The organism is bacterium (genome assembly GCA_024742285.1).
In the GTDB taxonomy this organism is placed as follows: Bacteria; Myxococcota_A; UBA9160; order UBA9160; family UBA4427; genus UBA4427.
Genome location: JANSYR010000018.1, coordinates 1 through 24,474, shown reverse-complemented (window position 1 = coordinate 24,474; position 24,474 = coordinate 1). Strand labels below are relative to the sequence as shown.

Genomic DNA, 24,474 nt, shown 5'->3' with positions numbered 1-24,474 from the left:
TCCACGCGCCACGCCCGTCCTGGAGCGAAGGGGCCGCCTCGAGCCGGGGCGGTCGGCCCTCCGAGAGGATCGACCCGTGTCCGCCGAAACGCACGACGCCCCCACAGCGTCCCTGCCCCTCACGAAGCCTCGGGCGAAGTGGGTGCTCGACCGCCTCGCGGTCGGCCTCTTCGTCGGAATCGCGGGCCTCGCCTTCGTTCGGGCTGCGCCGCACGCCTGGCGCCCGGAGCTGGTCCTGGCCCTGCCCGTCGGATTGCTCGGCGGCTATCTCCTGGCCGAGTTCGTCGCCGGTACGGTCCACTGGCTCGCGGATCGCTGCCTCGATCCTTCCACGCCCGTCGTCGGGCCGCTCTTGATCGAGCCCTTCCGCGCCCACCACGACGATCCCGGGAGCATCTCGCGCCACGACCTCTTCGAGGTCGCCGGCAACAATGCGCTGGTGAGCGTGCCCCTGGCCGGTGCCCTGCTCGCGACGCCGCTTCCGCACGACTTCGGATCGACGCTCCTCTTCGTGTTCGGCATGAGCTTCGCGGCCGCCGCCGTCGCAACGAACGTCTTCCACGGCTGGGCCCACGCCAAGCAGCCCCCGCGGCTCGCTCGCATCCTGCAGCGGTCGGGCTTGATCCTGACGCCGGCCCGACACGCCCGGCACCATCGCGGCGAGCACGATCGCGCCTACTGTGTGACCTCGGGCTGGCTGAACCCGATGCTCGATGGCCTGGGCTTCTTCGCCGCGCTCGAGCGACGGTTCGGAACTTCGGTCGCTTCCGAAGCCGAGCGATCCGGATCCGACGAGCGGCGCTCCTGATCCATGACCGATTTCACGTGGCAGGCCGCCTACTACAGCGAGCTGCAGACCGTCTGGGCGCTCCTCGTGGTGCCGATCGCCTTTCTCGCCTGGCGCGCCGCGAGCCCGACGGACCCGACACGCGCATGCGTCCCCGAAGCCGCCCGCTTCGTTTCGCGGACGACGCTGGTCTTCGCGGTCCTGACGATGGTCGACCCGCTCTCGACGGGGCTCCTCGCCAAGCAGGACGGAATCGAGGGCACCTTCGCGGCCACCCTCATCATGTTCTTCTTCGTCCTGCTCGGCGACTTCCGCGTCCTGCTCCTCGCGATCGGCGTGGCGCGCCCCGAGCGAACGCTCCGGGAGAACGTCGGCTGGGCGGCGGGGGTGACCCTCGTCGTGCCGGTCTTCGCGGGCGTGACGTACGCCGCGCTCGGGGCGATCGTCGACGACCTCCACGGCCAGGTCCTGTGGATGGTCTACGAGGCCGGCTTCATGGGCCTCTGCATCGCCCTGTCCCGACGTTGGGTCCCGCGGAGCCTCGGCGACGACGTCGGCGCCGTCCCCAAGGTCGACTACCTGCGCGCGCTCTTCGGGTACAGCGCTGCCTACTACGTACTCTGGCTCGGCGCGGACGTGCTGATCGTCGCTGGCGGGCTCGACCTCGGCTGGGGCGTGCGCATCGTGCCGAACCAGCTCTACTACGCCTTCTGGGTGCCCTTCGCCTACGCGCGTTTCTACTCGGTCGCGCCCCTGGGCTCGAACGCGTCGCGATAGGCGGCGGCGAGCAACGCCACCCAGGCCTCCAGGTACCCAGCCCCGCGCTCCGCCGCAGCGCGGGAGGGATCGCCGAGCACGCCGCTCTCCGCGTTCGGCCGGAGGCTCGGGTAGAAGAGTCCCTGCGACTCGCCCGGCGCGACGATCCGCCCCGGAACGAGCGCGTCCGTTCGAATCGTCCCGGGTCGCAGATGAGCGACGACGCTCGTCTCGTACTCCCCGGCGTGGGGGCCGGCGGCCGACGGCGCGAGCGAGGCCGCCTCGACGACCGCCGACTGCATGGCGCCGATCCGCGGGTCCATCTCGATCCGCAGCTCGAGCGGCCGCACCGCCGCACACAGCCGGTTCCGCATCGCGTCGAGGGCGTCGAGATTCCCGCCGTGCGCCGTGAACAGGAACGCGCGATCGAAGCCGTGACGGGAAAGAGAGCGCAGCACGTCACACAGGATCGCCTCGAGGGTCTCGGGCTCGACGTGGAGGGTGCCGGCGAAGTCGAGGTGCTCGCTCGCACAGCCGATCGCGATCGCCGGGACGGCGACGGCGTCGTCGAGGTCGGCCTCCAGTCCTGCGAGCAGCGCCTCTGCGATCCAGCGATCGGTGCCGAGCGGGAGATGCGGACCGTGCTGCTCGATCGAACCGAGTCCGATCAACGCCGTCCGTCGCCCTCTGGCGACGAGCGCTTCCATCTCCGGCCAGACCCGCGCTTCCCAGGACACCGTGGGCGTCGCCCGCGGCTCGGATGCAGGCGTGGGAAGGTCGGGACCGACGGTGTAGAGCGCGCCCTCTCGCGCGGCGCCGGGCCAGGCGACCACGTCGCCCCCGGTCTCGCCGAGGGTGCGCTCGACGAGGGCGTCGAAGAGCGCCTCGAACTCGACCGCCGCGAGCGGCCATGGGAGCGTGCCCCGCAACACCCGGAGATCGTGGAGATCCGGGTCGAGGGTCGCGCGCAGGCGTTCGAGCCAGGTGTCGTCACGACCGGGCGGGACGAGGTAGAGAAGCGAGGCCGGTCGATCCGCGATCGATTGCAGCGGCCCGTGCGCGAACTGCAGGACGTCCAGGGCCCGCGGCTGCGGACGGAGCATGCCCTCCGCGACCTTGAGCGTCAGGTGTTCCGCGAAGTCGCCGATCCCGCCCTCCGCCAGAATCAGGAGCGGGCGATCCGGCGAGAAGAAATCGGCGACGGGCTCCGACTCGGGAAACGTCGCGGCGGCACGCGCCTGCGCATCGACCTGCGCCGTCCGAAGCGCTTCTGGAGCGACGTCGAGGACGGCGGTCTCTTCGAGACGGGCACGGGCGAGGCTGCGCAGGATCGACCACCCGGCGACGTAGCCGGCACGCGCACCGATCACCCGAATCAGCGACCCGTACTCCGCCCCGCAGCCGAGATCGACGAGGACCACGCCGCGCGCTTCGAGGGTCTCGAGCCAGCTCCGCTTCTCCGCGGAGAGGCCGTCGTCCTCGCTCGTCCCGAGCGAGAGTCCCGTCACCAGGACACATCCCCCCCACGCTTCCACGTGGCGGAGAGCATGGCGCGCGTTCGCGGAGAGCCCCTGGGAGAACACGACGAGCCAGTCCTGCCGAGCCGCCGGGTGGGGCGCCTGCTGAAGGGACGCGGTCGAGGCGAAGCGCGCCGGCCACCCGAAGCAGCGCGCGGCGGCCTCGGCGAAATGCCGCGCGTGCCCTTCGCTCGTCCCGATCCCCGTCGCGACCAGGGTCCGCGGACCCGCCGAGCCGGGCGGGAGGAGCGCGCGGAGGTCCGGCTGTCGCGGGAGGAGCCCGGCGATCACGTCCGGGGCCGCGGCGATCCGTTCGGCCAACAGCGCCCGGCCGCGGGCAGCGGTGTCCTCGCCCGGGGACGAGGACTCAGCCCCGGCCATCGGCGTCCCGGGCGGCGGTCGAAGCGAGGTCGCGGTCGTCGAGCTCGACGGAGACGGCGCCCTGCCCGCGGTCCCGGAGGGTCTGCAGGGCGTCCGCGAGCGCGGCGCGACCCGCCGCGCGCGGGAAGGGCAGCCGGTCGAGCAGGTTCATCCGCACGCGGGCGACGGGCGGGCCGGCCGCCTCTCCTTCGCCGCGGGAGAGGACGATCGACTCGCGCTCGCGGTCCCGGTCGTAGACGACGCTCATCCGGAACCATTCGACGGCGTCCGCGTCCGTCGAAGGCAGCGTCACGGGCAGAAAATACGAAGCCGTCACGACGCGGCGGTCGTCGCCGGGCAGCGCGATCGGATCGAAGACGCGGACGTCGACCGGCGGCGACGCCCCTTCGAGGCTGCTCGGCGAATCGAGCGCGTGGCCGGAGGCCTGCTTGGCGCTCAGGTAGTCACTGTTGAAGGGAGAGCTCGGGGCCTGGATCGTTTCCGTGCCCAGGAGTTCGATCTTCTCGGTCGCGAGGGCCTCCCCGACCGCCGCTGCCTTGTCGGGATTGTTCGTGAGCAGCCGGATGGGTGCGCGCACGCCGAGCAAGCGGCTCATCGGCGCCACGAGGTCGTAGCGCCGAAGGTCCGCCGGCAGGCCCATCGACGCGTAGGCTTCGAAGGTCGTGATCCGGTTGCCGCTCGCCTGGACCATCATCCGGTCCCGGGCCTTGGCGGTGAGCCCTGCGCCGCGCCCCTCCTGGAGCAGGTAGAAGAGGACGCCCCGCCCGGCGCGCGCCATCGTCGCCAGCGCCCCTTCGAGCTGCTCCCGGCAGTCGCAGTCCCGCCCCATCAGGCTCTCGCTCGTGACGCAGGCCGAGTGGACCCGAGCCAGCAGGGGGCGGCCGATCGACGGATCGCCGACGGTGATCGCCATCGCGGTCGTCTCGTTCGCGAGATCCCGGAAGAAGTGCACGTCGAAGTCGCCCTCCGCGTGGGCGACGCGATGCTCCCCGAGGTGGAGGGTCGACTTGCTGATTTCGAAGCGGGATCGATCGGCGCTCATGCTAGTCGTCGGTTCCGTCGGCGGCCCCACCGAAAGGGTCCTGCTTCCTGGCGCGCATCGCGGAAAAATAGGCGATCAAGGCGTCCAGATCGGCCTCCCCGAGGTCCGGGTGGGGCGGCATGCTGGTGTAGCGGAAGGACTGCGGGTTCTGGATGTACGCCTTGATCTGGGGAACCGGACGATACTCCACGATGCTCCGAGGCACGTTCAGGTCCGGCCCGACCCGGCCCCCCTGCCCGTTGATCGCATGGCAGCTCGCGCAGGCCCGCTGGAAGAGGCCGTAGCCCGCCCATCCCGGATCTTGCGCCGCGAGCCCGGTCGGGACCGTCGCCGGAAACGCCTGCTCGAAGGGCGCGACCTCGATCCGCGCGAGCTGATAGGGCCACGGCGTCTCGTGGGGGTCGCCCTGGTCCGGACCACTCCAGACCAGATAGAAGGGTGACGGGTCGACCCGGCGTCGATCGATCGGCGAGAACGGCGCCTCACCCGCAACGACGGGGAGTCGAGACGACTCGGCGAAGGCAACGTGGCCCCCCGGCTCGAGCAGCGTCCGTCCAGAGACCGGTCGCGTATAGCCATCGAGCGCCCGCAGGAGCAGACCCGCCTCGGACAAGCCGGCAGCGCCCCCTCTCGTCTCGAAGCCGAGATCGAGCACGCAGCGGAGCGGCAGCGCGCGGTAGCGCATGGTCCGTTCGTGATAGGGATCGGCGACGGTCACGTCGTCTTCCGCACAGGCCGCCCGCAGCGCCTCGAGCGCGATCGTCCGCTCGGAGCCGGCCCCGTCGACGAAGACGAGGGCGCGGATGTCCGACTCCGAGGCGACGGCGGAACGCGCCACGGCAGCGACGAGGAACGCGGAGGCGAGAACCCGAAGGAGCGGGGAGATCGCCGGGCGTGGATCGATGGGGGGGACGGCCGGCTCCATGCGCCCGGGAACATAGGGATCCGCACGGTTGTCGGAAACGACGACGACGGCTAATCAGTGTCCCGCCCGGTGAGGAGAGTCATGTCGACCGCGAACCCCGCCCTCTCGCCCTCCAATCCACCCTCGAATGCGCCCTCCACGCCGCCCTCCACGCCGCCCTCCACGCCGCCTGCCACGCCGCCCATCTGGCTCGCCTGGGCCGCGACGCCGCGGCGTGCGATGGCGATCTCTCTGGTCGTGAGCGTCGCCGTCCTGGGCGGCGCCCTCGGCCTGAACGGCCTCGGCGTGATCGGCTGGCACGCCGCCGTCCGAGCGACCGCCGTCTTCGCCTATCCGTTCTGGCTCCTCGCCTACACGGCGGGTCCGCTGGCGCGGCTCACGCCCACGGCGTCGACCCGCACGATCCGCAAGCGGCGGCGCGCGATCGGACTCGCCTACTTCGTCGCCCAATACGTCCACCTCGCGGCGATCGTCGGCCTCGCGCGCGTCGAGCCGGTGCTCCTCGAGGACCCGGTCGCGGTCTACGGCGGCGGCTTCGGCTTCTTGATGATCGGGCTGATGGCGCTGACGTCGAACGATGCCGCGGTGAAGCGCCTCGGTGGCAAGGCCTGGAGCCGCCTCCACGGCCTGGGTCAGCTCACCGTCGCGATCATCTACCTGTCGAGCTACGGCGGTCGTGTCGCCGAGGACCTCGCCTACTGGCCCGCGTTCACGCTCCTGCTCGGCGCCTACGGACTCCGCGCGGCGGCGGCGATCCAGACGCGACGACGCGTCTGATCGACGGCGCGATCCGCGGCGAGCGATTCAGCGCTGACGACGCAGCAGGACGCTGCCGACCGAGTAGCCCGCACCGAACGAGCAGAGGACCGCGTGGTCGCCGACGTCGAGCCCTCCGCGATGCTTGTGGAAGGCGATCACGGAGCCGGCGGAGCTCGTGTTCGCATACTCGTCGAGGATGACCGGCGACTCCTCGGGCGACGGATCCCGTCCGAGCAGCGTCTTGGCGATCGTCTTGTTCATGCCGAGGTTCGCCTGGTGGAGCCAGAAGCGTTTCAGATCCTTCAGCTCGATGCCGAGATCGGCCGTGTGGCTCGCGATGTGCTCCGCCACCATCGGGCAGACGTCGTTGAATACCTGTCGCCCGTTCTGCCGGAACATGAGCTCGTGCCGGTCCCGGGGCGTGTCCTCGGCGACGTTCATGAAGCCGAAGTCGTTGCGGATGTTGTTCGAGAACTTCGTCGCGAGCCGCGTGCCGAGCACGCTCCAGGACTCGCCGCCTCCCGCGACGTCGGCAGACTCGAGCACGATCGCCGTGCAGGCGTCGCCGAAGATGAAGTGGAATTCCCGGAGCTCGAAATTGTTGTGGCAGCTCGTGAGCTCCGGGCAGAGGACGAGGGCGCGCTTCGCACTGCCGGTCTTGATCGCGTCGATCGCGTTCTGGAGGGCGAAGGTCGCGCTCGAGCAGGCCACGTTCATGTCGTAGGCGAAGCCCCCGGCGCCGAGGGCTTCCTGGACCTCGATCGCGACCGCGGGATAGGCGCGCTGGATGTTCGACGCCCCGACGACGACGGCGTCGAGATCGCTTCCGGAGACGCCCGCCTGGGCGAGGGCTTCCTTCGCGGCGGTGACGCAGAGCTCGGCCTGGATGGACAGCTCGTCCTCGCCTCGCGTCGGCAGGTGGGGGCGCAGGCGGTCGGGGTCGAGGAGGCCCTCCTTCTCGATCACGTAGCGGTGGCCGACGCCGGAGGCGCGCACGATGAACTTTTCGCTCGGGAGGTCGCGCTCCTCGAGCTCGCCGGCTTCGATCTCCGCGGCGTGCTCGGCGTTCCACTTCTGGACGGCCCGAGTCAGGCTCTCGACGAGCTCCTCGTTCGTGATGCCGTGCTCCGGCGTCCAGAGTCCGGTCCCGGTGATCAGGACTTCGTTCATCGTTTTCTCCTGGCGAGTCAGGGTCGAGCGGGGTCTAGCGTCGGCCGGTCGATCCGCCGGTGGTCGCGCTGTCGGTTCCGCTCCGCCGGACGTGCGCCGTCGGCTGGCCGGGCGGGAACGAGGCGAGCGCCTCGCGCGTCTCGGCCCCCGCCGCCACGAGCTGGACGCGAAGGAAGGGCCCATCGTCGTTCAGCCGGATCTCGCTGTCGACACCGAGGGGCGCCCGCGTGATCTCGGCGCCGTCGAGCCGGGTTCCGTTCCGACTGCCGAGGTCTTCGATCAGCCAGGCCCCCTCTGCCTGGAAGATGCGGGCGTGCTTGCGCGAAACGAGCGGGTCGTAGAAGCGCACGCGGCATTCGGTGCCGCGCCCCAGGAAGAGCTCGTCGGTGAAGAGCGCCGAGTGCTCGCCGTCCGCACTCTTCCAGCGGATCACGAGGGCCCCGCCCCCGCCGTCCCCGCCGATCATCGTCGGCATCGCGGCCAGCTCGGCCTCGCGCTGCTGGTCGGCGATCACGTCCTGGGGATCGCGGACGATCCCCTCGCGGCCGATGTCGAAGCGCCACGCGAGGAACGCGACGATCGGGATCGCGGCGACGGCGGCGTAGATCCCGGCCCGGAGCCACTCCGGCGGCACGCCGAAGAGGTCCGCGAGCTCGGCACTCCCGGTGGAGACACCCCAGACCGCGACGATGTACACGCCGACGGTCCGGAAGACCCTCCGCCTCGTCGCCTCCGAAACCCACTCTGCGAGTCTGCCCGCCACCGACCTCTCCGCGTCGAGGCGCCGCCCCCCTGCGCCCCGATCGATTCTATCCGACCCCGAGGCGCCACGTAAGCGACGCTCGGGCGCGGTTCGTCCCCCCGCGCCGCGAACGAATCAGGCCGCTTCCCGGCGAAGCGCCGCCTGCGGTGACTCGCGCATGCCCGAGGCGCCACCGAGTCCGCCGAAGAGCGCCGTCACGAAGAAGGTCGCGAAGGCCAGCCCCGCAACGTCGAGGAGCGGCGGATCGAAGGGCAGCTCGAAGACGAAGACGACGACGAGCCAGGACGCGATCGCCGCGAGCCCGGCGCCGACCGTCGCGGCGAGGGCGGCGAGCACGATCGCTTCGGTCGCCACGATCCGGCGCAGGAGCGGACGCGAGGCCCCGAGCACCCGAAGGAGCAGCGCCTCCTTCGCTCGCTCGCTCCGCGCCGCCATCGACGCGGCGATCAGGATCGCGATCCCGGTGCCGAGGGTGAAGAGCGAGAGGATCCGGATGGCGATCCCGATCTGATCGAGCATCGTGTCGAGGGAGCGGAGGATCAGCGTCGCGTCGAGCGCCGACACGTTCGGGAAGCGTCCGACGAGATCGCGCTGCATCGTCGCCCGCGCCTCCTCCTCGGCGAGGTGCGCGAGCAGGACGGTACTCTGCGGCGCCTGCTCGAGGGCCGCCGTCGGGAAGACGACGAAGAAGTTCGTCGCCATGCGTCCCCAGTCGACCTGCCGGAGATTCGCGACCGTCGTCTCGACGTCGACGCCCTGGATCCGCCAGGTGAGCCGGTCGCCGACCCCGACGCCGAGGGAGTTTGCGAGGTCGCGCTCGAGGGACACGGGATGGACCGCGTCCGTCGCCGTCACATCTTCCGGCGCCCACCACGCCCCGTCGACGAGCTCCTCCGTGTCGCGCAGCGCGTCGGCGTAGGTCAGGCGGTACTCGCGACTGAGTCCCCAGCGAAGCTCTCGAGAGAGTTCCTCGTCCGCCAGGAACGTCGCGCGCGGGATACCCTGGATCCCCGCCAACCGAGCGGCGATCAGCGGCGCCTGGTCCGTCAGCCCTGCGCCATGCTCGACGAGCAGCGCCTTCACCCCGGCGACCTGGTCGCGCTGGACGTCGAAGAGCACGAAGTTCGGCCGGTCCGGGCTGTTGTCGACGGCCATCTGGTCGAGCACGTTGCGCTGGACCGCGTGGACCGTCGCGACCACGAAGAGCGCGAACCCGATCGCGATCGTCGTGGGCAGCGTGTGGTTGCGCGGCCGGAAGAGGTTCGCGACGCCCTGCCGGGCCCAGTAGGCGAGCCCGCTCGGCGGATGCTCCCTCAGCAGTCGCACGAGTCCGCGCGCGGCCAGCGCGAGCATCGCGACCGTCACCACGAGCCCGAGCGCGAACCAGAGACCGACGCGCAGGTTGCCTGCCTGCCAGATCGACGCGAGCAGGAGGCTCGCCGTGACGATCCCGACGGCGGCCCAGCGGGCGCGCACCCCCGAGTCGCCGTCGTCGCCTTCCGCCTCGGAGAAGTCACGCCGGATCGCTCGGAGCGGCGCCACCCGCGCCAGGTCGAGCACCGGCCCCATCGCACACAGGAGCGTCGCCCAGACCGAGAGTCCGAGCCCCGTCGCGATCGCCGTCGGTCCGACACGAATCGTGATCTCGACCGGGAGCAGGCCGCCGAGCATGCCGGGCAGGGCCGCAACGAGGGGCAGACAGAGCACGATCCCGAGTACGCCGGCGGCGAGGCCGAGACAGATCGCGAGCCCCGTGTAGACCGCCACGACGTCGCTCGGGCTCGCGCCGATCGATCGCAGCATCGCGACCCCGTCGAGCTTCTCGCGCACGAAGACCCGCACCCCCGCCGCGACGCCGATCGACCCGAGCACGAGCGCGGCGAGGCCCACGAGGCCCAGGTAGCGCGTGAGGTTCCCGAACGCCTCGGACATGTCCTCCTGGTAGCCCGAAACGGTCTGCACGCGAACCCGTTGGTCTTCGAAGAGGAGCTCGTGCTCGTCGACCCAGGGCTCGACGAGATCCGGCGGGAGCTTCCAGTAGCGGAGGTGCTCGACGAGACTGCCCTCGACGACGAGTCCGGTCCGTTCGAGGTCGGCGGCGGTCAGGAAGACGCGCGGCGCGATCTCCGACTGGAGGCCGACGCTCCCGGGCGCCTTCGTGACGGCGGCGACGATCTCGAAGTCCTCGCCGCCGAGTCGCAGCGTGTCGCCGACCTCGACGTCGAGCTGGATCAGCAGGGTCGAGTCGACGAAGACCCGACCCGGCGCCTCGCCGAAGGCGTCCCAGCGGTAGGCGGGCTTCGTGAAGACCGCGCCGTAGATCGGGTACTCGCCGTCGATCGCCACGAGATCGACGAGGCGGCTGCGATCGGATCGCGGGGCGAGGGCCATCGAGCCGAGGCGCGTGACCCGCGTCGCCGGCTGGAGCGCCGCCGCGTCGATCGGTTCGAGGGCCTCGAGCACGTCGGGACCGAAGACGTCGCGACTCTCGACCCGCAGGTCCGCGCCGAGCAGCTCCTTCGAGCGCAGGTCGACCGCTTCATTCACCGCCTCGCGAAGCGAGTGGAGGCAGACGACGACGGCGATCCCGATCGCCATGCAGCTCCCATAGAAACCGAAGCGGCGCGCGGCGGCGCGCAGCTCGCGACGGACCATCGAGAAGACGAAGCGCGTATGCATCGCGCGCCCTCCCCCGGTCAGCTCGCGCGCTCGGCGGCCGCCGGCGCGGCACTGTCCGAAGCCGCAGCGCTGTCCGAAGCCGCAGCGCCGTCCGGAGCCGCAGCACCGTCCCGAGCGACGACTTCGATCCGATCGATCTTCCCACCGTCGAGATGCACGATCCGGTGGGCCCGACGCGAGAGCCCCAGATCGTGGGTCACGATCACGAGGGTCGTGCCGCGCTGCTCGTTCAGCGCGAAGAGCAGATTCTCCACCTCTTCCCCGGTCTCGCGGTCGAGGTTCCCCGTCGGCTCGTCGGCGAAGAGGACGACGGGCTCGTTCGCGAAGGCGCGAGCGATCCCCACGCGCTGCTGCTCGCCGCCCGAGAGCTGGGCCGGGTAGTGGTCGACGCGGCCGCCGAGGCCGACGCGGGCGAGGAGATCCCGCGCGGTCTTCTCCGCCTCCGCCGGCTTCGGCGCCCGATCCGGCCCGAGCAGCTCGAGGGGCACGAGCACGTTCTCGAGGGCGGTGAGCGTCGGGATCAGGTGGAAGCTCTGGAAGATGAATCCGATCCGTTCGGCGCGAAGTGCGGCGCGGGCGTCCTCGTCGAGTCCCGAGAGCGCCTGTCCCGCGAGCTCGACCTCGCCCTCGGTCGGACGGTCGAGGCCGGCGAGGAGGCCGAGCAGCGTCGTCTTTCCGCTGCCGGAGGGCCCGAGGATGACCACGACCTCGCCCTGCTCGATCTCGAGATCGACGGAGTCGAGGACGGTCAGCGACGCAGGCCCCCCCTCGGAGGGACCGTCGCCGTGCAGCCGGTAGCGTTGGGTGAGATTGCGAGCGACGATCATGCGCGATGACTAGGCCGTGGAATCCGATTCGGACCGGGGGGACGCGGGCGACGCGGCTCCTACCTTATCTCTTGCGGGCGCCGGTCGCATTGACCGCGGGCGTCGCCCTGCTCGTCGGCCTGCTGGCGGGCTGCGGCAGCGACGAGGAGGCGTCCGCGACGTCCTCCGCAGCCGACGAGATCGCTCGGGTCGAGGCGAGCGCCGGCGACGCCGATCCCGCCGCCGGAACGGACGATCTCCCGGTCATCGTGTTCCTCGGGACCAGCCTGACGGCCGGATACGGCCTCGAGGAGAGCCAGGCCTATCCCGCGCTGATCGAGGAGCGGCTCCAGAGCGAAGGACTCGGCTATCGCGTCATCAACGCGGGGGTCTCCGGCGACACGAGTGCGGGCGGTCTGCGGCGGCTCACCTGGCTCTTGCGGATGCCCGTCGCGGTCCTCGTTCTCGAGCTCGGCGCCAACGACATGCTCCGCGGCCTCGACGTCGAGCAGCTCCGCCGGAACCTCGAGACGATCCTCGAAGAGACCCGGCAAGCCCACCCGGGCGTGAAGTTCGTGATCTCCGGCATGCGGGCCGCGCCGAATCTCGGCGCCGACTACGTCGAGAAGTTCGACTCGGTCTACCCCGCCCTGGCGGAGAAGTACGACGCGCCGCTCGTCCCCTTTCTGCTCGAAGACGTCGCCGCGAGGCGCAAGCTCAATCAGGCCGACGGCATCCACCCGACCGCCGAGGGACACGCGCTGATCGCGGACCGGGTCTGGGAAACGCTCGGGCCCGTGTTGCGCTAGGCCCGAGCAGCGGACGCCGCTCCACTGCTGCCTAACGATTCGCCTCGATCACGACCTTGCCCGTCACCTTCCGGTCGAGCAGGTCACGAAGCGCCTGCGGCGCCTCGGCGAGCGGGTAGCGCGCCGACACGTAGGGCTTGAGCTTCCCTTCTTCCATGAAGGCGTAGAGATCCGTCGTGATCTCCTGGAGGAGCTCCGGCTGCTTCGAGATCATCGCGCCGTAGAAGACGCCGATCACCTGGCAGCTCTTGAGGAGCGTCAGGTTGAGCGGCAGCTGCGGGATGCCCGCGGTGAAGCCGATCACGAGGAAGCGACCCTCCCAACCGATCGCGCGGAGCGCCGCCTCGGCGTAGTCGCCGCCGATGCAGTCGTAGATCACGTCGACGCCCTTGCCGCCGGTCAGCTCCTTGGCGCGGGTCTTCAGGTCCTCGGTCGAGTAGTCGATCGTCTCGTCGGCTCCGCGGTCGAGACAGACCAAGAGCTTCTCGCGGCTCGAAGCGGCGGCGATCACCCGCGCACCCATCAGCTTGCCGAGCTCGACGGCGGCGAGGCCGACGTTGCCGGCGGCACCGAGCACGAGCAGGGTCTCGCCGGGCTGGAGGTTCCCCCGGAACTTGAGGCCGTAGTAGCCCGTGCCGTAGGCGTAGAGGAGGCCCGTCGACTCGGCGAAGCCGACGTTCTTCGAGAGCTTGCGAGTCGCGGCGGCCGCACAGACGACCTTCTCCTGGAAGCCACCGATCAGCCCGCTCTGGCCGATCACCCGGTCTCCGACCTCGAAGCCCTCGACCCCCGAACCGACCTCCGCCACGACGCCGGCCGCTTCGCCGCCGGGCACGAAGGGGAGTTGGGCCTTGAACTGATACTTGTCCTCGATCATGAGCGCGTCGGGGAAGGTGACCGACGAGGCGCGGGACTCGATCACGACCTGCCCCTCTCCGGCGACGGGATCGGGCACCTCTTCGAGCACGAGCTTCTCCGGCGGTCCGAATTCCTTGCAGACGATCGATCGCATGTCGCTTCTCCTCTCGAAGGGACCCGCATGCTAGCGCCCCGCTTCGAGTGCGGCGTCCGAGCCCGCGTCAGGTTTGGCGCCCATGGCGAGACCCGCGATACTCCGCCCGCCCGGCGGACTCCCGGTCGCCGGCGACCCAACCGAGAGGGGCCCCGATGGCGACGACCGTCCACGCAGCTGCGCCGATCCCGCTTCCGATCGAGGCGTGCTGGGAACGCTTCCTCGATCTCACCCGGGCGAAGGACTACGTCCCCGGGCTGACGGACACGGTCATCACGACCGAGCAGAAGCAGGGCGTCGGGGCGAGCCGGATCGTTTCCCATGCGCAGTTCGGAGACATGAACGAGACCGTCGTCCAGTGGGACGAGGGCGTGGGCATGACCATCCGCCTCCACAAGGGCGACAAGCCGGCGACGCCATTCAAGGAAGCGCACTTTCGATACGCGTTCCGCGACGGCGGGGTGCCCGGCGCGTGCGAGATCCACTGCTCGATGACGTACACGCTTCCGGGAGGGCCGCTCGGCCGACTGGCCGACGCACTCTTCTTTCGGCGCCTCTTCGCGCGAAACGTCCTCGACAGCGCGGTCTGTCTCGCGGAGAACTACCGGACGGATACCCCCGTCGATCACGCGAAGCTCCCCGAGCTCCGCAAGAACGCCCTCTAGCGAGGCCCCGCACGCGTCATGCCCGAGATCATCAGTCCCATCGACGGCCAGCCCTGTTATTCCTTCGATCTCCTCGACGACGAGGCGGTCGGAGAGCGCCTCTCCCTCGCCGCCGCGACCCAGCGAGCGTTCCGCGAAACCCCGATCGTCGACCGCGCCGAGCTCTGCCGCGGCATGCTCCACGCCTACAAGGCCCGAGGCGACGAGTATGCAGAGCAGATCACCCGCATGATGGGCAAGCCCATCCTCCAGTCGATGGGCGAGTTCGCGAAGACGATGTGGGAGCGGACGGCCCATCTCTGCGAGATCGCCGAAGCGTCCCTCGCCGACCAGGTCCTCCCGGACAAGCCCGGCTTCCGTCGCTTCATCCGCCACGAGCCCGTCGGCGTCGTCCTCGACATCGCCGCCTGGAACTACCCCCTCGCCATCGCGGTCAACGTGATCGTGCCGTCGGTCCTCGCCGGCAACAGCGTCCTCGTGAAGCACGCGTCCCAGACGGCCCTCGTCGCCGAGCAGTTCGCCCGTTCCTTCGCCGACGCCGGGGCGCCGGAGGGACTCGTCCAGGCCGTCCCCATGAGCCATGACGTGACCGCGAACCTGATTCGCTCCCGCGCCCTCGGCTACGTCTCCTTCACCGGCTCCGTCCGCGGCGGACACGAGATCTACCGCGCCATCGCGAGCGAGAACTTCATCCAGGCCGGCATGGAGCTGGGCGGAAAGGACCCGGCCCTCGTCCTCGAGGACGCGGACGTGGCCTTCGCGGCGGAGAACCTGGTCGACGGCGCGTTCTACAACGCAGGCCAGAGCTGCTGCGGAATCGAGCGGATCTACGTGCACGAGCGCGTCTACGACGACTTCGTCGACGAGTTCGTGCGGCTCGCGAAGGGCTACCGGCTCGGGGATCCACTGGACGAGGAGACGACGATCGGGCCGATGGTCGACGCGAAGTCCGCGGACTTCGTTCGCGATCAGGTGGCAGCCGCCGTCGACGCCGGCGCCTCCCAGCTCGTGGGCGACGAGGACTTCGACGTGCCGGACCGGTCCGCCTGCTACCTGGCGCCCCAGGTCCTCGTCGGCGTCGACCACACGATGTCGCTCATGGTGGACGAGACCTTCGGTCCGGCGATCGGGATCATGAAGGTCGCGAACGATTCCGAAGGCATCGCCCTCATGAACGATTCCGAGTTCGGACTGACGGCTTCGATCTGGAGCGGCGACTTCGAACGCGCCGCGAGCCTCTCCGAAGACGTCGAAGCAGGAACCGTGTTCGCGAACCGCTGCGACTACCTGGATCCGGCGCTCGCCTGGACCGGCGTCAAGGACTCGGGCTTCGGTTGCTCGCTCTCGAGTCTGGGCTTCCAGTCGGTCACGCGACCGAAGAGCTATCACTTGCGCGAGGAATCGGCCTAGCGGCCGACCGACAGACACCGGCCCGGAGGCCGACGAAGCGCGGAGGGGGATCGCATGACCTGTGAAGCGACCGTCACGAACAAGGGGGAGCTCGACGCGTGGATCGATCGCGAGGGCATCCGCTTCTTCAAGATCGGGGTCTTCGACGTCGACGGCGTGCTCCGCGGCAAGTACGTCGATCGCTCGAAGCTCTCGAGCGCCGTCGACAAGGGCTTCGGCTTCTGTGACGTCGTCCTCGGCTGGGATCTCCACGACGAGCTCTACGCCGACGTCGGCGTCGAGGTCTCGGGCTGGCACACCGGCTATCGCGACGCCCCGGTCCGTCTCGATCTCTCGACGCTCCGCCGGATTCCGTACGAGGAGGACACGCTGCTGCTGATCGGGAGCTTCACCGGGGACTACGCCGAGGTCTGCCCCCGCACGGTCCTCTCGCGGACGATCGACAAGGCCGCGTCGATGGGCTTCGACGTGAACGGCGCCTTCGAGTACGAGTTCTTCCTCTTCGACGAGACGCCCCACAGCGTCCGCGAGAAGGGCTTCCGGGACCTCACGCCCGTCACCCCCGGCATGTTCGGCTACTCGGTGATCCGGAACTCGGTCCACGCGGACTTCTATCACGACCTGCTCGAGTCGATGTCGGATTTCGGCTGCCCGCTCGAGGGCCTCCATACGGAGACCGGGCCCGGCGTTCTCGAAGCGGCGATCCGCTACACGGGGGGGATCGATGCGGCGGATCGCGCGGCGATCTTCAAGACCTTCACGAAGGTCTTCGCCCAGCAGGCCGAGCTGATGGCCACGTTCATGGCCAGGTGGAGCAACGACTACCCCGGCCAGAGCGGCCACCTCCATCTCTCCCTCTCGAAGGAGGGCGCGAACGCGTTCTACGAGGAGGGGGCGCCCCATGACATGAGCGTGACGATGCAGCAGTTCGTCGCCGGGCAGGTCAAGTACCTGCCCGAGCTGCTCGCGATGGTCTGCAGCACGATCAACAGCTACCGGCGGCTCGTGCCCGGCATGTGGGCGCCGACGGCGGCCAACTGGGGCGTCGAGAACCGCACGACCGCGATCCGCGCGATTCCCGCCGGCCCGGGCGGCCAGCGTAGCGAGTACCGGATCGCCCCCGCCGACGCGAACCCGTATCTCGCGATGGCCGCGGCGCTCGCGTCGGGACTCCGAGGGGTCGAGGAAGGCCTCGAGGTCCCGGATCCGATCGCCGGAAACGCCTACGAGGATCCGCGCGCCCAGGCGAGCCCGCTCCCGACCACCCTGCGCGACGCGGCCACCGCCCTGCGCGGCTCCGCCCTCGCCCGGGACGCCTTCGGCGACGCCTTCGTCGACCACTACGCCGCGACCCGGGAGTGGGAAGACCGGGAGTTCCGGAAGGCCGTCACCGATTGGGACCTCGCCCGCTACTTCGAGATCATCTGACGTGGCGGACGAAGCGATCAGCGGGCAATTCAACTACCCGAGCGCCTACCGGATCGGTGCGGGCCGGAGCGCGGAGCTGCCCATCGTCTGTCGCGACCTCGGCATGACGCGCCCCCTCGTCGTGACCGACCCGGGCATCACGGGCCTCGACTGGTTCCCGAAGATCCTCGACGCCCTCGCCGCGAACGGGCTGGACGCGCACACGTTCTCCGATATCGACGCGAACCCGTCGGTCGTTCACGTCGAGCGTGGCATTGCCGCGGCGCGGGCACACGAAGCGGATGGCCTCGTTCTCCTGGGCGGCGGCTCCGCGATGGACGCCGGAAAATGCGTCGCGCTCCTGGTCGACAATCCCGGCTCCGTCCTCGACTACGAGGACGTCGGCGACAACTGGAAGCGGGCCGATGCGGCGAAGGTCCTCCCGACGGTCGCGATCCCGACGACCGCAGGCACCGGGTCCGAGGTCGGGCGCGCGGCGGTGATCGTCGACCCGGCGGATCACAACAAGAAGATCATCTTCCATCCGGCGATGCAGCCGAACGCGGTCGTCGCGGATCCGGAGCTCACCCTCGGCCTCCCACCCACGCTGACGGCCGCGACGGGGATGGACGCCCTCGCCCACTGCTTCGAGGCCTATTGCGCCCCCGGCTATCACCCGATGGCCGACGGAATCGCCCTCGAAGGCATTCGCCTCATCTCGGAGAACCTCGTCGTCGCGACCGAGAACGGGGCGGACGTCGCGGCCCGGACCCATTTGCTGATGGCGGCTTCGATGGGCGCGACGGCCTTCCAGAAGGGACTCGGTCTGATCCACGCGCTCTCGCATCCCGTCGGCGGCGTGACCGGACTCCATCACGGGACGGCGAACGCGATCTTCCACCCCTATGTCATGCAGCACAACCGCCCGGTCATCGAGGAGCGGATGCCACGCATGGCGCAGGCGATCGGGATCGACGGCGGGTTCGACGACGTCCTCGCCTGGACGATCACGCTCCGCGGCCGACTCGGCCTCCCCGGCGACCTCCACGGGATCGTGGAAGAGGACCAGATCGCCGACCTCGTTCGCATGGCGAGCGAGGATCCCTCCCTCGCCACGAACCCGAAGTCCTGCTCCCTCGCGGAGATCGAGGACGTGCTCCGCCGGGCGATCGGCGGCGATCTTGGCTAGGCGCGACCGCGCGAAGGCGACCTCCGTCGAGAGCCACCGCGCGAAGGCGACCCTCTTCGCGCACGTCCGTGCGGCTCAGAACCCGTCCGGGTTCTCCGCGAGATAGGCCTCTTCTTCGGGCGTACAGGTCCGCCCGAGCGCGGCGTTCCGGCGCGGGAAGCGTCCGAAACGCTCGATCACGGCGCGGTGGCGCTCGGCGAAGTCGCCGGCCTCCGAAACGAAGGCCGTGAAGGCCGGCGGCGCCTCCTGCGCGGCGCGGCGAAAGGCCTCGACGCCGGCCTCCTGGTCGGACAGGTCTTCCGAGTGCTCCCATGGAATCAGCAGGAAGTAGCGTTCGAGGGGATGGAGCGCAGCCTGCTCCGCTGCGGACGTCGCCTTCGTGAGGGCGAGCGCGGCAGGATCCCCGGCGTACGATCGGCCATCGCCGCGAAAGAGGTTGCGCGTGAACTGGTCGAGCAGGATCACGAGAGCGACGCGCTCGCGCCCCCCGGCCCTGCCCCACGCGTCGAGCTCGCCGGCCAGCGCCGCTTCCACCAGCGCGCCGAACTTCAGCCGGATCTCCTCGTCGACCTCGGGGTTCGCGAAGAACCAGCGCGTGCGCGCCTCCGGGCCCGGCGGCACGTCCCCGCACTCGCCGAGCCAGTAGTCGAGGATGGCGTCGACCCGCGGATCCGCGCTCACTCCCCCGAAGCCGCCCGCCGGACCATCCCGGTCGCGATCCGAACCGAACGCGCGAGAGGCTCGATCAGGATCCGCTCGTCGCGACCGTGGGCGCCGCTCCGCTCCGAGATCTCGAGCTGCATCGGCACGAAGCGCAGGATCTCGTCGGCGACGTCCCCGAAGTGGCGCGTGTCCGTCGCACCCGGAACGAGTCCGGGCATCACGACGGCGTCGGGGATCTCTGCGAGGACCGAGTCCTTCGCGAGCTGGAAGGCGGGACCCGAGGCCGAGGCCGGCGGCGCCGAAGTGCCCCAGCGCTCGCCGACGATCTCGATCTCCGGGTCGTCGATCACCTTCTCGAAGTGCGCGAGCACGTCGTCGTGGGTGTCCCCGGGCAGGATCCGCACGTTCACGAGGGCCTCGGCGAGCTCCGGAATCACGTTCGCTTTCACGCCTCCCGACACGAGGGTGACCGCGAAGGTCGTCTGCAGGAGCGCGCGGTTGAGGTCGTCCTTCAGGAACTCGCTCTTCACGAGCGACCCCGTCAGCCAGAGGTTGCCGAACGCGAAGCGACGACCGAAGGGCTGGAAGGGCGCCGCCGCCTCGAGCATCTCACGCACCGGCATCGTGAACCGCGCGGGCATCGGGTTCGATTCGATCCGCTCGATGGCCCGCGCCAGCTGTCCGATCGCCGTCGAACGCGGCGGCATCGACGAATGGCCGCTCACGCCCCGCGCCCGCAGTCGGACGTTCATGTACGCCTTCTCGGCAGTCATGATCGCGGCCGCGACCCGGTCCGGTACGAGGGGATGCCCCTCGATCATGAACCCGCCCTCGTCGAAGAGCATCGCGAGTCGGATCCCGCGCTCCGCCAGCAGCTCCGCGACGAGCTTCGCGCCCTGCGTCCCGCCGATCTCCTCGTCGTGCCCGAAGGCCAGATAGATCGTTCGCGCGGGCGTCACGCCCTCTGCGAGCAGCGCGTCGACCGCTTCGAGCCAGAAGATCACCCCCGTCTTGACGTCGAGGGCGCCGCGACCCCACACGTAGCCGTCGGCGATCACCCCACCGTAGGGCGGCTGGCTCCACTGCTCCGCCGCGGCCGCGGAGACCGGCACGACGTCGGTGTGGGACATGAAGAGCGCCGGCTTCAGCGTGTCGTCCTTGCCCTCCCAGCGCAGGAGGAGCGTGTACTCGTTCACGTGCTCGAGATCGAGCGCGTCGAAGACGCGCGGATAGGTCTCGCGCAGGTAGGCCTCGTGCGCGACGAAGGGCTCGGACCGGAAGTCCGCGGGATCCTCCGGACTGATCGTCTCGAACCGGATCGCACCCGCGAGGCGATCGGCGATCGCGTCCGAGGCCGGACCGTCCGCGAACGCGGCCCCGCTCACCAGGACCGACGTGAGGAGGACGATCGCGGCTGCGAGATCGATCCGTGCGTACATGTCCATCCCTCCTTCGGGCCATCGGACCCGGGCGCCCAAGCCTATCGGAAGCCCGCCGACCCCGCGCGCCGGGTCCGCGACCGCCGGGTCCGCTCCGTCACCTCGAGCGCAACCTCGACCGCGGGGTCCGCTCGGTCGCCGTGGCAGCAGCATTGACCGTGCGTCCCGACGTGCCACGCTCGCGCGATGGCCCGCGGTGCGACGATCTACAAGGCAAGTCTCGAGCTCTCCCTCGTCGACCGGAACGTCTACGACGAGGTCCAGGTGACGATCGCTCGACATCCCTCGGAGACCCATGAGCGAACCCTGGTCCGCGCGCTCGCCTTCGCGCTTCGCTACGACCGGGACCTCGAGTTCGGGCGGGGCGTGTCGGCCACGGACGAGCCGGATCTCTGGAGCCGGGCGGGCGACGGCCGGCCGCGGGAGTGGATCGAGGTCGGACAACCGGATGGCAAGCGGCTCGTGAAGGCCGGCCGGCAGTCCGAGCGCACGACGGTCTTCGCGTTCGGGGAAGGCGTGGAGCGTTGGCGCGAGGCCCAGATCGGAAGCACCGACCTGCCCGCGAACGTCTCGGTCGCCCGGATCGACGACGGGTTCCTCGCGGCGTTGGCGGCGGTGACGGATCGCCAGCTGCGCTGGACGGTCACTCTCAGCGACGGGATCGTTTTCCTGGCGAGCGGAGAGGACGCTTTCGAGACGCCCCCGGAAGTCTGGCTCGGCGACCCCCTCGCCTAACGTGCGGACGCGCTAGAACCAGAACGTCCACTGCACCTTCGCGAGGGGCGCCGTCCGCGTCGCTCGGACGTCGTCTCGCGAGTCGAAGCCCTGATTGAGGACGAGGAAGACCTCGCGGCCGTCCTCGATGATCCACCGGAAGCGGCTGTTCACACCGATCTGGTCGGAGATGCTGTCGTACTGGACGAGCGTGACCCAGGAGACGTCTGCATTGAAGAAGAAGCTGAGGCGCCCGCGAATCAGGTGGATGTTCTCGTCGCCACCGGGCAGGCGGAGATCGTCGAAGCCGTAGATCAGTCCCGCCTGCACGTGCCGGCTGAAGCGGACGGTCACGTCGCTCGAGAGCCGGGCTCGGGTTCCGTCGTAGAACGTTCCGTAGCCGGCGACGAACGTCCCCGTGAGCGCCCGGTTCTCGCTCGTCGTGAAGCGGATGCGGCCCTCGTCGAAGTTGTAGCGCCCCTCGGGCACGTCGAAGGAGAGCGGATTCTCGACGGTCACGACGTCGTAGATGTGCTCGTACTCGATCCGGAAGCCGTCGTTCACGTAGTTCTGGACTTCGATCGGACGCCAGGCGAAGGAGGCGGTCTCGACCTGTCTCCCCTGCTCCGTGATCACGGCGCCTTCGATCCGCGAGTCGATCGTCTGGAGGACGGAGTTCGTCGGCCGCCATCGCCTTCGATAGTTGCCGCGAAACTCCCGGACCCCGACGCGATTCGCGAACCCGAGCGCCGGTTCGAACTCGTCGTCGAAGACGTTCGCCAACAACTCCCAGTTGTGTTTGTCGTTCGGGTAGGAGAGCCGCCCGCCGTAGGCGTAGCCGACGCCACTGATCGGCGGGTCGTCCGCAGGTGTCCGGTGGGGGTCGTTGCGGCTGATCTGACCCCAGGCGACGCCGCGAAAGGTCTTGCCGCCGCGGAAGTTCGTGTTGCGATAGATGAAGTCGAGACCCGCGACGGTGTTGTTGCCGTCGCCGTCGGGCTCGCCGTGGGTCAGGATCCCACCGAGCGTAGACTCGCCGAAATTCGCCGCCACGCGCCCGACGAAGAGGTTCTGCTGGTCGCTCCGACGCTTCTCGTCGATCACCACGTCGAGTACGCCGAACTTCACGTTTCCGACGCGGCCCGAGACCTTGCCGCCGCCGAGGATGCTGACCGGCTCCCCTTCGGCGTCGAGGCCGATGTTGCGCGAGAAGAAGGGCCGTCCGTTCTCGGCGAGATCGCCGAAGTCGAAGATCAGGGCGTCCTGCAGGAAGAAGTCCCGGCGCTCGGGGAAGAAGAGCTCGAAGCGACCCAGATTCACCTGCCGATCGTCGACCTCGGTCTCCCCGAAGTCGGTCTTCGTGGTCACCGAAGCGGTCACGCTCGGTGTGGCCTTGTAGAAGGCATCGAAGCTCGGATCGATCCGCGAGTAGTGGCGCTCGTCCCCCGTCGGATCGTCGGACGGACGATTCGTGTCGTCGACGCGCCGCAGGGTGAGCGACGGGATCGCCTGGATCCCGAGACCCTGTCGGATGCCCGTCATGCCGACGAGGTTGCCGGCTCGGCCCATCGCGATGAGGAAGCGCTCGCGTACGGGGTCGGCCCAGCGATCGATTTCGTCGCGCCGTCGGATCCCCCGCGCCATGTTGAAGCCCCAGACGTCCGTGTCCGGATCGAAGTTGATGGACTGGTACGGGATCGCGAACTCGACCGTCCATCCCTCCCCGTCGATCGTCGCCTTCGCGTACCACCGCCCGTCCCAGCTGCTCTCGCTGTTCCCGCCTTCGAGGAGCGCGTCGAAGCGGACGCTGTTCGAGTTGACCTGAAAGAAGTAGCCGTTCTGGCGATCGAGGAAGGGATCGATCGTGAAGCCGAATCGATCGTCACCGCTCGTCAAGGCGTCCCGCGCCATCGCGTTCCGGACGATCTGCGAAGGATCCGAGTCCCAGAGGCGCGCGGCCACGTAGAGGTGGTCCTCGTCGGTCATGATCCAGACTTCGGTCCGTTCGGTCGCCGGCCGTCCCTCGTCGGGCAGCGCCTGGGTCAGCCCGTCGACGTGCGCTGCATCCTGCCATTCGCCGGGGTCGATCCGACCGTCGATCACCGGCGCGGTCTGCGTCCAGCCGATCTGGATCGAGGGGCGCTCGGGCTCCTCCGCCGCCGATGCCGCCGCGGCGCCGAACGCGAGCGCGACCGCGATCCCGCCCGTACGCACGAGCGTGCGCAGGGTCCGACGGAAAGGTCGCGCGACGCTCTCGGACCGGTCGGACATGGATCTCCTGGAGGGCGGGCGCCCGAGGTTAACGGTGCTCCTCGCCCCTCGACAGATCGGCGCCAGGGCTTTACGTGCGGCAGCCTCGGCCCACGGATTCCATTATCGTCCGGCGAAACACCGGGCGTCCGGGGGTCGCGGCGCACGCGCCGACACGTCCTTCGAGGGACGCACCCACGCGGAGAGGAGTTCCATGCGGATCGGGATCATGTCGGGACACGGACGACAGGACGAAGGCGTCGAGGCCCTGATCACGAAGGCCAGAGACCTCGAAGCCCGCGGCTTCCCTTCTCTCTGGTTCGGCAACATCTTCGCGATCGACGCCATGACCGCGATCGCGCTGATCGGACGGGAGACCCGGTCGATCGAGCTCGGTACCGCCGTCGTTCCGACCTTTCCCCGGCATCCCACCGTCATGGCGCAGCAGGCCCTCACCGCTCAGTCGACCTGCCGCGGACGTTTCACCCTCGGCATCGGCCTCTCCCATCAGATCGTGATCGAAGGTCTCTTCGGCCTCTCGTACGAACGACGCGCCAGCCACATGCGCGAGTACCTCGAAGTACTCCTGCCCCTGCTCCGGGGAGACGCGGCGGATTTCGACGGCGAGGAATACCGCGTGCACGTCTCGACGCCGGTGCCCGACTCGCAGCCCGTGTCGGTGGTCGTCGCGGCACTCGGCCCGAAGATGCTCGCGCTTGCCGGCGGGCGGACCGACGGAACGAGTCTCTGGATGACGGGACCGAAGACCGTCGAGGACTTCGTGAAGCCCACCCTCGACGCGGCAGCGAAGGAAGCGGGCAGGCCCGAGCCGCGCATCATCTCGGGCCTGCCCGTCGCGCTCACGAACGACGAGGCCGAAGGGCGCGCGCGGATCTCGGAGCTGATGAACGCCTACAACACGATCCCGAGCTATCGCGGTGTCCTCGACCGCGAGGGCGCCGCCCATCCGGGCGACGTCGCGATCGTCGGCGACGAGCAGCGCCTCGGCGAACAGCTCGACCGATTGCGCGACGCCGGCGTGACCGACCTGAATGCGGCGATCATCCCGATCGACGACGGAGCCGAAGCGCGGACCCTCGATTTCCTCGAGAGCCGCCTCGCGGGCGACTAGATGTGGGACCTAAGCAGCTTGTTGACGGTATTCCCTGAGCCGCTGCATAGGCGTCTTTTTGCCGAGCGAGCGATGGGGTCGCTCATGATTGTAGTGCTTGACCCAGGGCCGCAAGCTTTCGGCACGCATGGCTGAGGACCGGAAGATGTAGCGGTAGGCCCAGCGGCGCTTCATCGTCTGGATGAAGCGCTCGGCCTTC

22 protein-coding genes are annotated in these 24,474 nt (G+C 69.7%); 10 read left to right on the top strand and 12 right to left on the bottom strand.

Annotation, left to right across the window (positions count from 1 at the left end):
• Positions 1–76 precede the first annotated feature (76 nt).
• The gene (locus NXI30_24865; GenBank protein MCR9097462.1) at positions 77–808 is read left to right on the top strand and encodes a fatty acid desaturase family protein; all 732 of its coding nucleotides are present in this window, start codon (positions 77–79) and stop codon (positions 806–808) included.
• Between the two features lie 3 nt (positions 809–811).
• Positions 812–1,564, top strand: a complete 753-nt coding sequence (locus NXI30_24860) for a hypothetical protein (protein ID MCR9097461.1) — start codon at positions 812–814, stop codon at positions 1,562–1,564.
• On the opposite strand, the gene NXI30_24855 is transcribed toward NXI30_24860, so the two are convergent.
• From NXI30_24855 to NXI30_24845, 3 genes are read right to left on the bottom strand one after another with little or no spacing between them, the layout of a single operon-like run.
• Positions 1,525–3,381 (bottom strand): creatininase family protein, encoded by a 1,857-nt coding sequence (locus tag NXI30_24855; protein ID MCR9097460.1) that lies wholly within the window; start codon positions 3,379–3,381, stop codon positions 1,525–1,527. The genes NXI30_24860 and NXI30_24855 overlap by 40 nt on opposite strands.
• Before the next feature lie 46 nt (positions 3,382–3,427).
• Positions 3,428–4,483 carry a GTP cyclohydrolase II gene (locus NXI30_24850; GenBank protein ID MCR9097459.1) on the bottom strand — a complete coding sequence of 352 codons (1,056 nt, stop codon included), beginning with the start codon at positions 4,481–4,483 and terminating at the stop codon, positions 3,428–3,430.
• Position 4,484: 1 nt separating this feature from the next.
• Positions 4,485–5,408, bottom strand: a complete 924-nt coding sequence (locus NXI30_24845) for a cytochrome c (GenBank protein ID MCR9097458.1) — start codon at positions 5,406–5,408, stop codon at positions 4,485–4,487.
• Between the two features lie 81 nt (positions 5,409–5,489).
• Between NXI30_24845 and NXI30_24840 the strand changes: the two genes are divergently transcribed.
• Positions 5,490–6,185: a hypothetical protein gene (locus NXI30_24840; protein ID MCR9097457.1), complete on the top strand. Its 696-nt coding sequence runs from the start codon at positions 5,490–5,492 to the stop codon at positions 6,183–6,185.
• A gap of 27 nt (positions 6,186–6,212) precedes the next feature.
• Here NXI30_24840 and NXI30_24835 read toward each other — a convergent pair whose 3' ends face one another.
• The 4 genes from NXI30_24835 to NXI30_24820 all read right to left on the bottom strand — a co-directional run bounded on the left by NXI30_24835 (position 6,213) and on the right by NXI30_24820 (position 11,606).
• Entirely contained in the window at positions 6,213–7,337 is a 1,125-nt protein-coding gene (locus NXI30_24835; GenBank protein MCR9097456.1) for a beta-ketoacyl-ACP synthase III, read from the bottom strand.
• A gap of 34 nt (positions 7,338–7,371) precedes the next feature.
• Positions 7,372–8,100: an FHA domain-containing protein gene (locus NXI30_24830; GenBank protein ID MCR9097455.1), complete on the bottom strand. Its 729-nt coding sequence runs from the start codon at positions 8,098–8,100 to the stop codon at positions 7,372–7,374.
• 114 nt (positions 8,101–8,214) lie between these two features.
• Positions 8,215–10,779, bottom strand: a complete 2,565-nt coding sequence (locus tag NXI30_24825) for an ABC transporter permease (GenBank protein ID MCR9097454.1) — start codon at positions 10,777–10,779, stop codon at positions 8,215–8,217.
• Positions 10,780–10,796: 17 nt separating this feature from the next.
• Positions 10,797–11,606, bottom strand: a complete 810-nt coding sequence (locus tag NXI30_24820; GenBank protein ID MCR9097453.1) for an ABC transporter ATP-binding protein — start codon at positions 11,604–11,606, stop codon at positions 10,797–10,799.
• Positions 11,607–11,677: 71 nt separating this feature from the next.
• Here NXI30_24820 and NXI30_24815 point away from each other — a divergent pair, with 71 nt between their 5' ends.
• Positions 11,678–12,394, top strand: a complete 717-nt coding sequence (locus tag NXI30_24815; protein MCR9097452.1) for a GDSL-type esterase/lipase family protein — start codon at positions 11,678–11,680, stop codon at positions 12,392–12,394.
• 31 nt (positions 12,395–12,425) lie between these two features.
• On the opposite strand, the gene NXI30_24810 is transcribed toward NXI30_24815, so the two are convergent.
• A complete protein-coding gene (locus tag NXI30_24810) occupies positions 12,426–13,406 on the bottom strand; it encodes an NADPH:quinone oxidoreductase family protein (GenBank protein ID MCR9097451.1) in 981 nt (326 codons plus the stop codon).
• A 155-nt stretch (positions 13,407–13,561) separates the two neighbouring features.
• Here NXI30_24810 and NXI30_24805 point away from each other — a divergent pair, with 155 nt between their 5' ends.
• The 4 genes from NXI30_24805 to NXI30_24790 are packed head-to-tail and all read left to right on the top strand — an operon-like array spanning position 13,562 to position 18,077.
• Positions 13,562–14,071 carry an SRPBCC family protein gene (locus tag NXI30_24805; GenBank protein ID MCR9097450.1) on the top strand — a complete coding sequence of 170 codons (510 nt, stop codon included), beginning with the start codon at positions 13,562–13,564 and terminating at the stop codon, positions 14,069–14,071.
• Positions 14,072–14,089: 18 nt separating this feature from the next.
• On the top strand, positions 14,090–15,481 hold the full coding sequence (locus NXI30_24800; GenBank protein MCR9097449.1) for an aldehyde dehydrogenase family protein: 1,392 nt from the start codon (positions 14,090–14,092) through the stop codon (positions 15,479–15,481).
• A gap of 54 nt (positions 15,482–15,535) precedes the next feature.
• Positions 15,536–16,909, top strand: coding sequence for a glutamine synthetase family protein (locus NXI30_24795; GenBank protein MCR9097448.1), 1,374 nt, complete (start codon positions 15,536–15,538; stop codon positions 16,907–16,909).
• Between the two features lies 1 nt (position 16,910).
• Positions 16,911–18,077, top strand: coding sequence for an iron-containing alcohol dehydrogenase (locus NXI30_24790; GenBank protein MCR9097447.1), 1,167 nt, complete (start codon positions 16,911–16,913; stop codon positions 18,075–18,077).
• A gap of 75 nt (positions 18,078–18,152) precedes the next feature.
• Here the strand turns inward: NXI30_24790 and NXI30_24785 are convergent, their stop codons facing one another.
• Positions 18,153–18,758, bottom strand: a complete 606-nt coding sequence (locus tag NXI30_24785; protein MCR9097446.1) for a DUF924 domain-containing protein — start codon at positions 18,756–18,758, stop codon at positions 18,153–18,155.
• Complete coding sequence (locus tag NXI30_24780) at positions 18,755–20,179, bottom strand: M20/M25/M40 family metallo-hydrolase (GenBank protein MCR9097445.1); 1,425 nt, start codon at positions 20,177–20,179, stop codon at positions 18,755–18,757. Before NXI30_24780 ends, NXI30_24785 begins: the two co-directional genes overlap by 4 nt.
• Before the next feature lie 186 nt (positions 20,180–20,365).
• Between NXI30_24780 and NXI30_24775 the strand changes: the two genes are divergently transcribed.
• Entirely contained in the window at positions 20,366–20,914 is a 549-nt protein-coding gene (locus NXI30_24775; protein MCR9097444.1) for a YaeQ family protein, read from the top strand.
• 12 nt (positions 20,915–20,926) lie between these two features.
• Here NXI30_24775 and NXI30_24770 read toward each other — a convergent pair whose 3' ends face one another.
• Complete coding sequence (locus NXI30_24770) at positions 20,927–23,164, bottom strand: carbohydrate binding family 9 domain-containing protein (protein MCR9097443.1); 2,238 nt, start codon at positions 23,162–23,164, stop codon at positions 20,927–20,929.
• Positions 23,165–23,357: 193 nt separating this feature from the next.
• Between NXI30_24770 and NXI30_24765 the strand changes: the two genes are divergently transcribed.
• Positions 23,358–24,275, top strand: a complete 918-nt coding sequence (locus NXI30_24765) for an LLM class F420-dependent oxidoreductase (GenBank protein MCR9097442.1) — start codon at positions 23,358–23,360, stop codon at positions 24,273–24,275.
• A gap of 9 nt (positions 24,276–24,284) precedes the next feature.
• On the opposite strand, the gene NXI30_24760 is transcribed toward NXI30_24765, so the two are convergent.
• The coding region (locus NXI30_24760; GenBank protein ID MCR9097441.1) for an integrase core domain-containing protein at positions 24,285–24,474 on the bottom strand (190 nt) is incomplete at its 5' end.

Coding starts and splice junctions, on each gene's coding strand:
- NXI30_24825 (MCR9097454.1), bottom strand. CDS start 10,779: ATGCATACGCGCTTCGTCTTCTCGATGGTCCGTCGCGAGCTGCGCGCC.
- NXI30_24850 (MCR9097459.1), bottom strand. CDS start 4,483: ATGAGCGCCGATCGATCCCGCTTCGAAATCAGCAAGTCGACCCTCCAC.
- NXI30_24860 (MCR9097461.1), top strand. CDS start 812: ATGACCGATTTCACGTGGCAGGCCGCCTACTACAGCGAGCTGCAGACC.
- NXI30_24765 (MCR9097442.1), top strand. CDS start 23,358: ATGCGGATCGGGATCATGTCGGGACACGGACGACAGGACGAAGGCGTC.
- NXI30_24780 (MCR9097445.1), bottom strand. CDS start 20,179: ATGTACGCACGGATCGATCTCGCAGCCGCGATCGTCCTCCTCACGTCG.
- NXI30_24835 (MCR9097456.1), bottom strand. CDS start 7,337: ATGAACGAAGTCCTGATCACCGGGACCGGACTCTGGACGCCGGAGCAC.
- NXI30_24820 (MCR9097453.1), bottom strand. CDS start 11,606: ATGATCGTCGCTCGCAATCTCACCCAACGCTACCGGCTGCACGGCGAC.
- NXI30_24805 (MCR9097450.1), top strand. CDS start 13,562: ATGGCGACGACCGTCCACGCAGCTGCGCCGATCCCGCTTCCGATCGAG.
- NXI30_24770 (MCR9097443.1), bottom strand. CDS start 23,164: ATGTCCGACCGGTCCGAGAGCGTCGCGCGACCTTTCCGTCGGACCCTG.
- NXI30_24845 (MCR9097458.1), bottom strand. CDS start 5,408: ATGGAGCCGGCCGTCCCCCCCATCGATCCACGCCCGGCGATCTCCCCG.
- NXI30_24840 (MCR9097457.1), top strand. CDS start 5,490: ATGTCGACCGCGAACCCCGCCCTCTCGCCCTCCAATCCACCCTCGAAT.
- NXI30_24775 (MCR9097444.1), top strand. CDS start 20,366: ATGGCCCGCGGTGCGACGATCTACAAGGCAAGTCTCGAGCTCTCCCTC.
- NXI30_24810 (MCR9097451.1), bottom strand. CDS start 13,406: ATGCGATCGATCGTCTGCAAGGAATTCGGACCGCCGGAGAAGCTCGTG.
- NXI30_24795 (MCR9097448.1), top strand. CDS start 15,536: ATGACCTGTGAAGCGACCGTCACGAACAAGGGGGAGCTCGACGCGTGG.
- NXI30_24800 (MCR9097449.1), top strand. CDS start 14,090: ATGCCCGAGATCATCAGTCCCATCGACGGCCAGCCCTGTTATTCCTTC.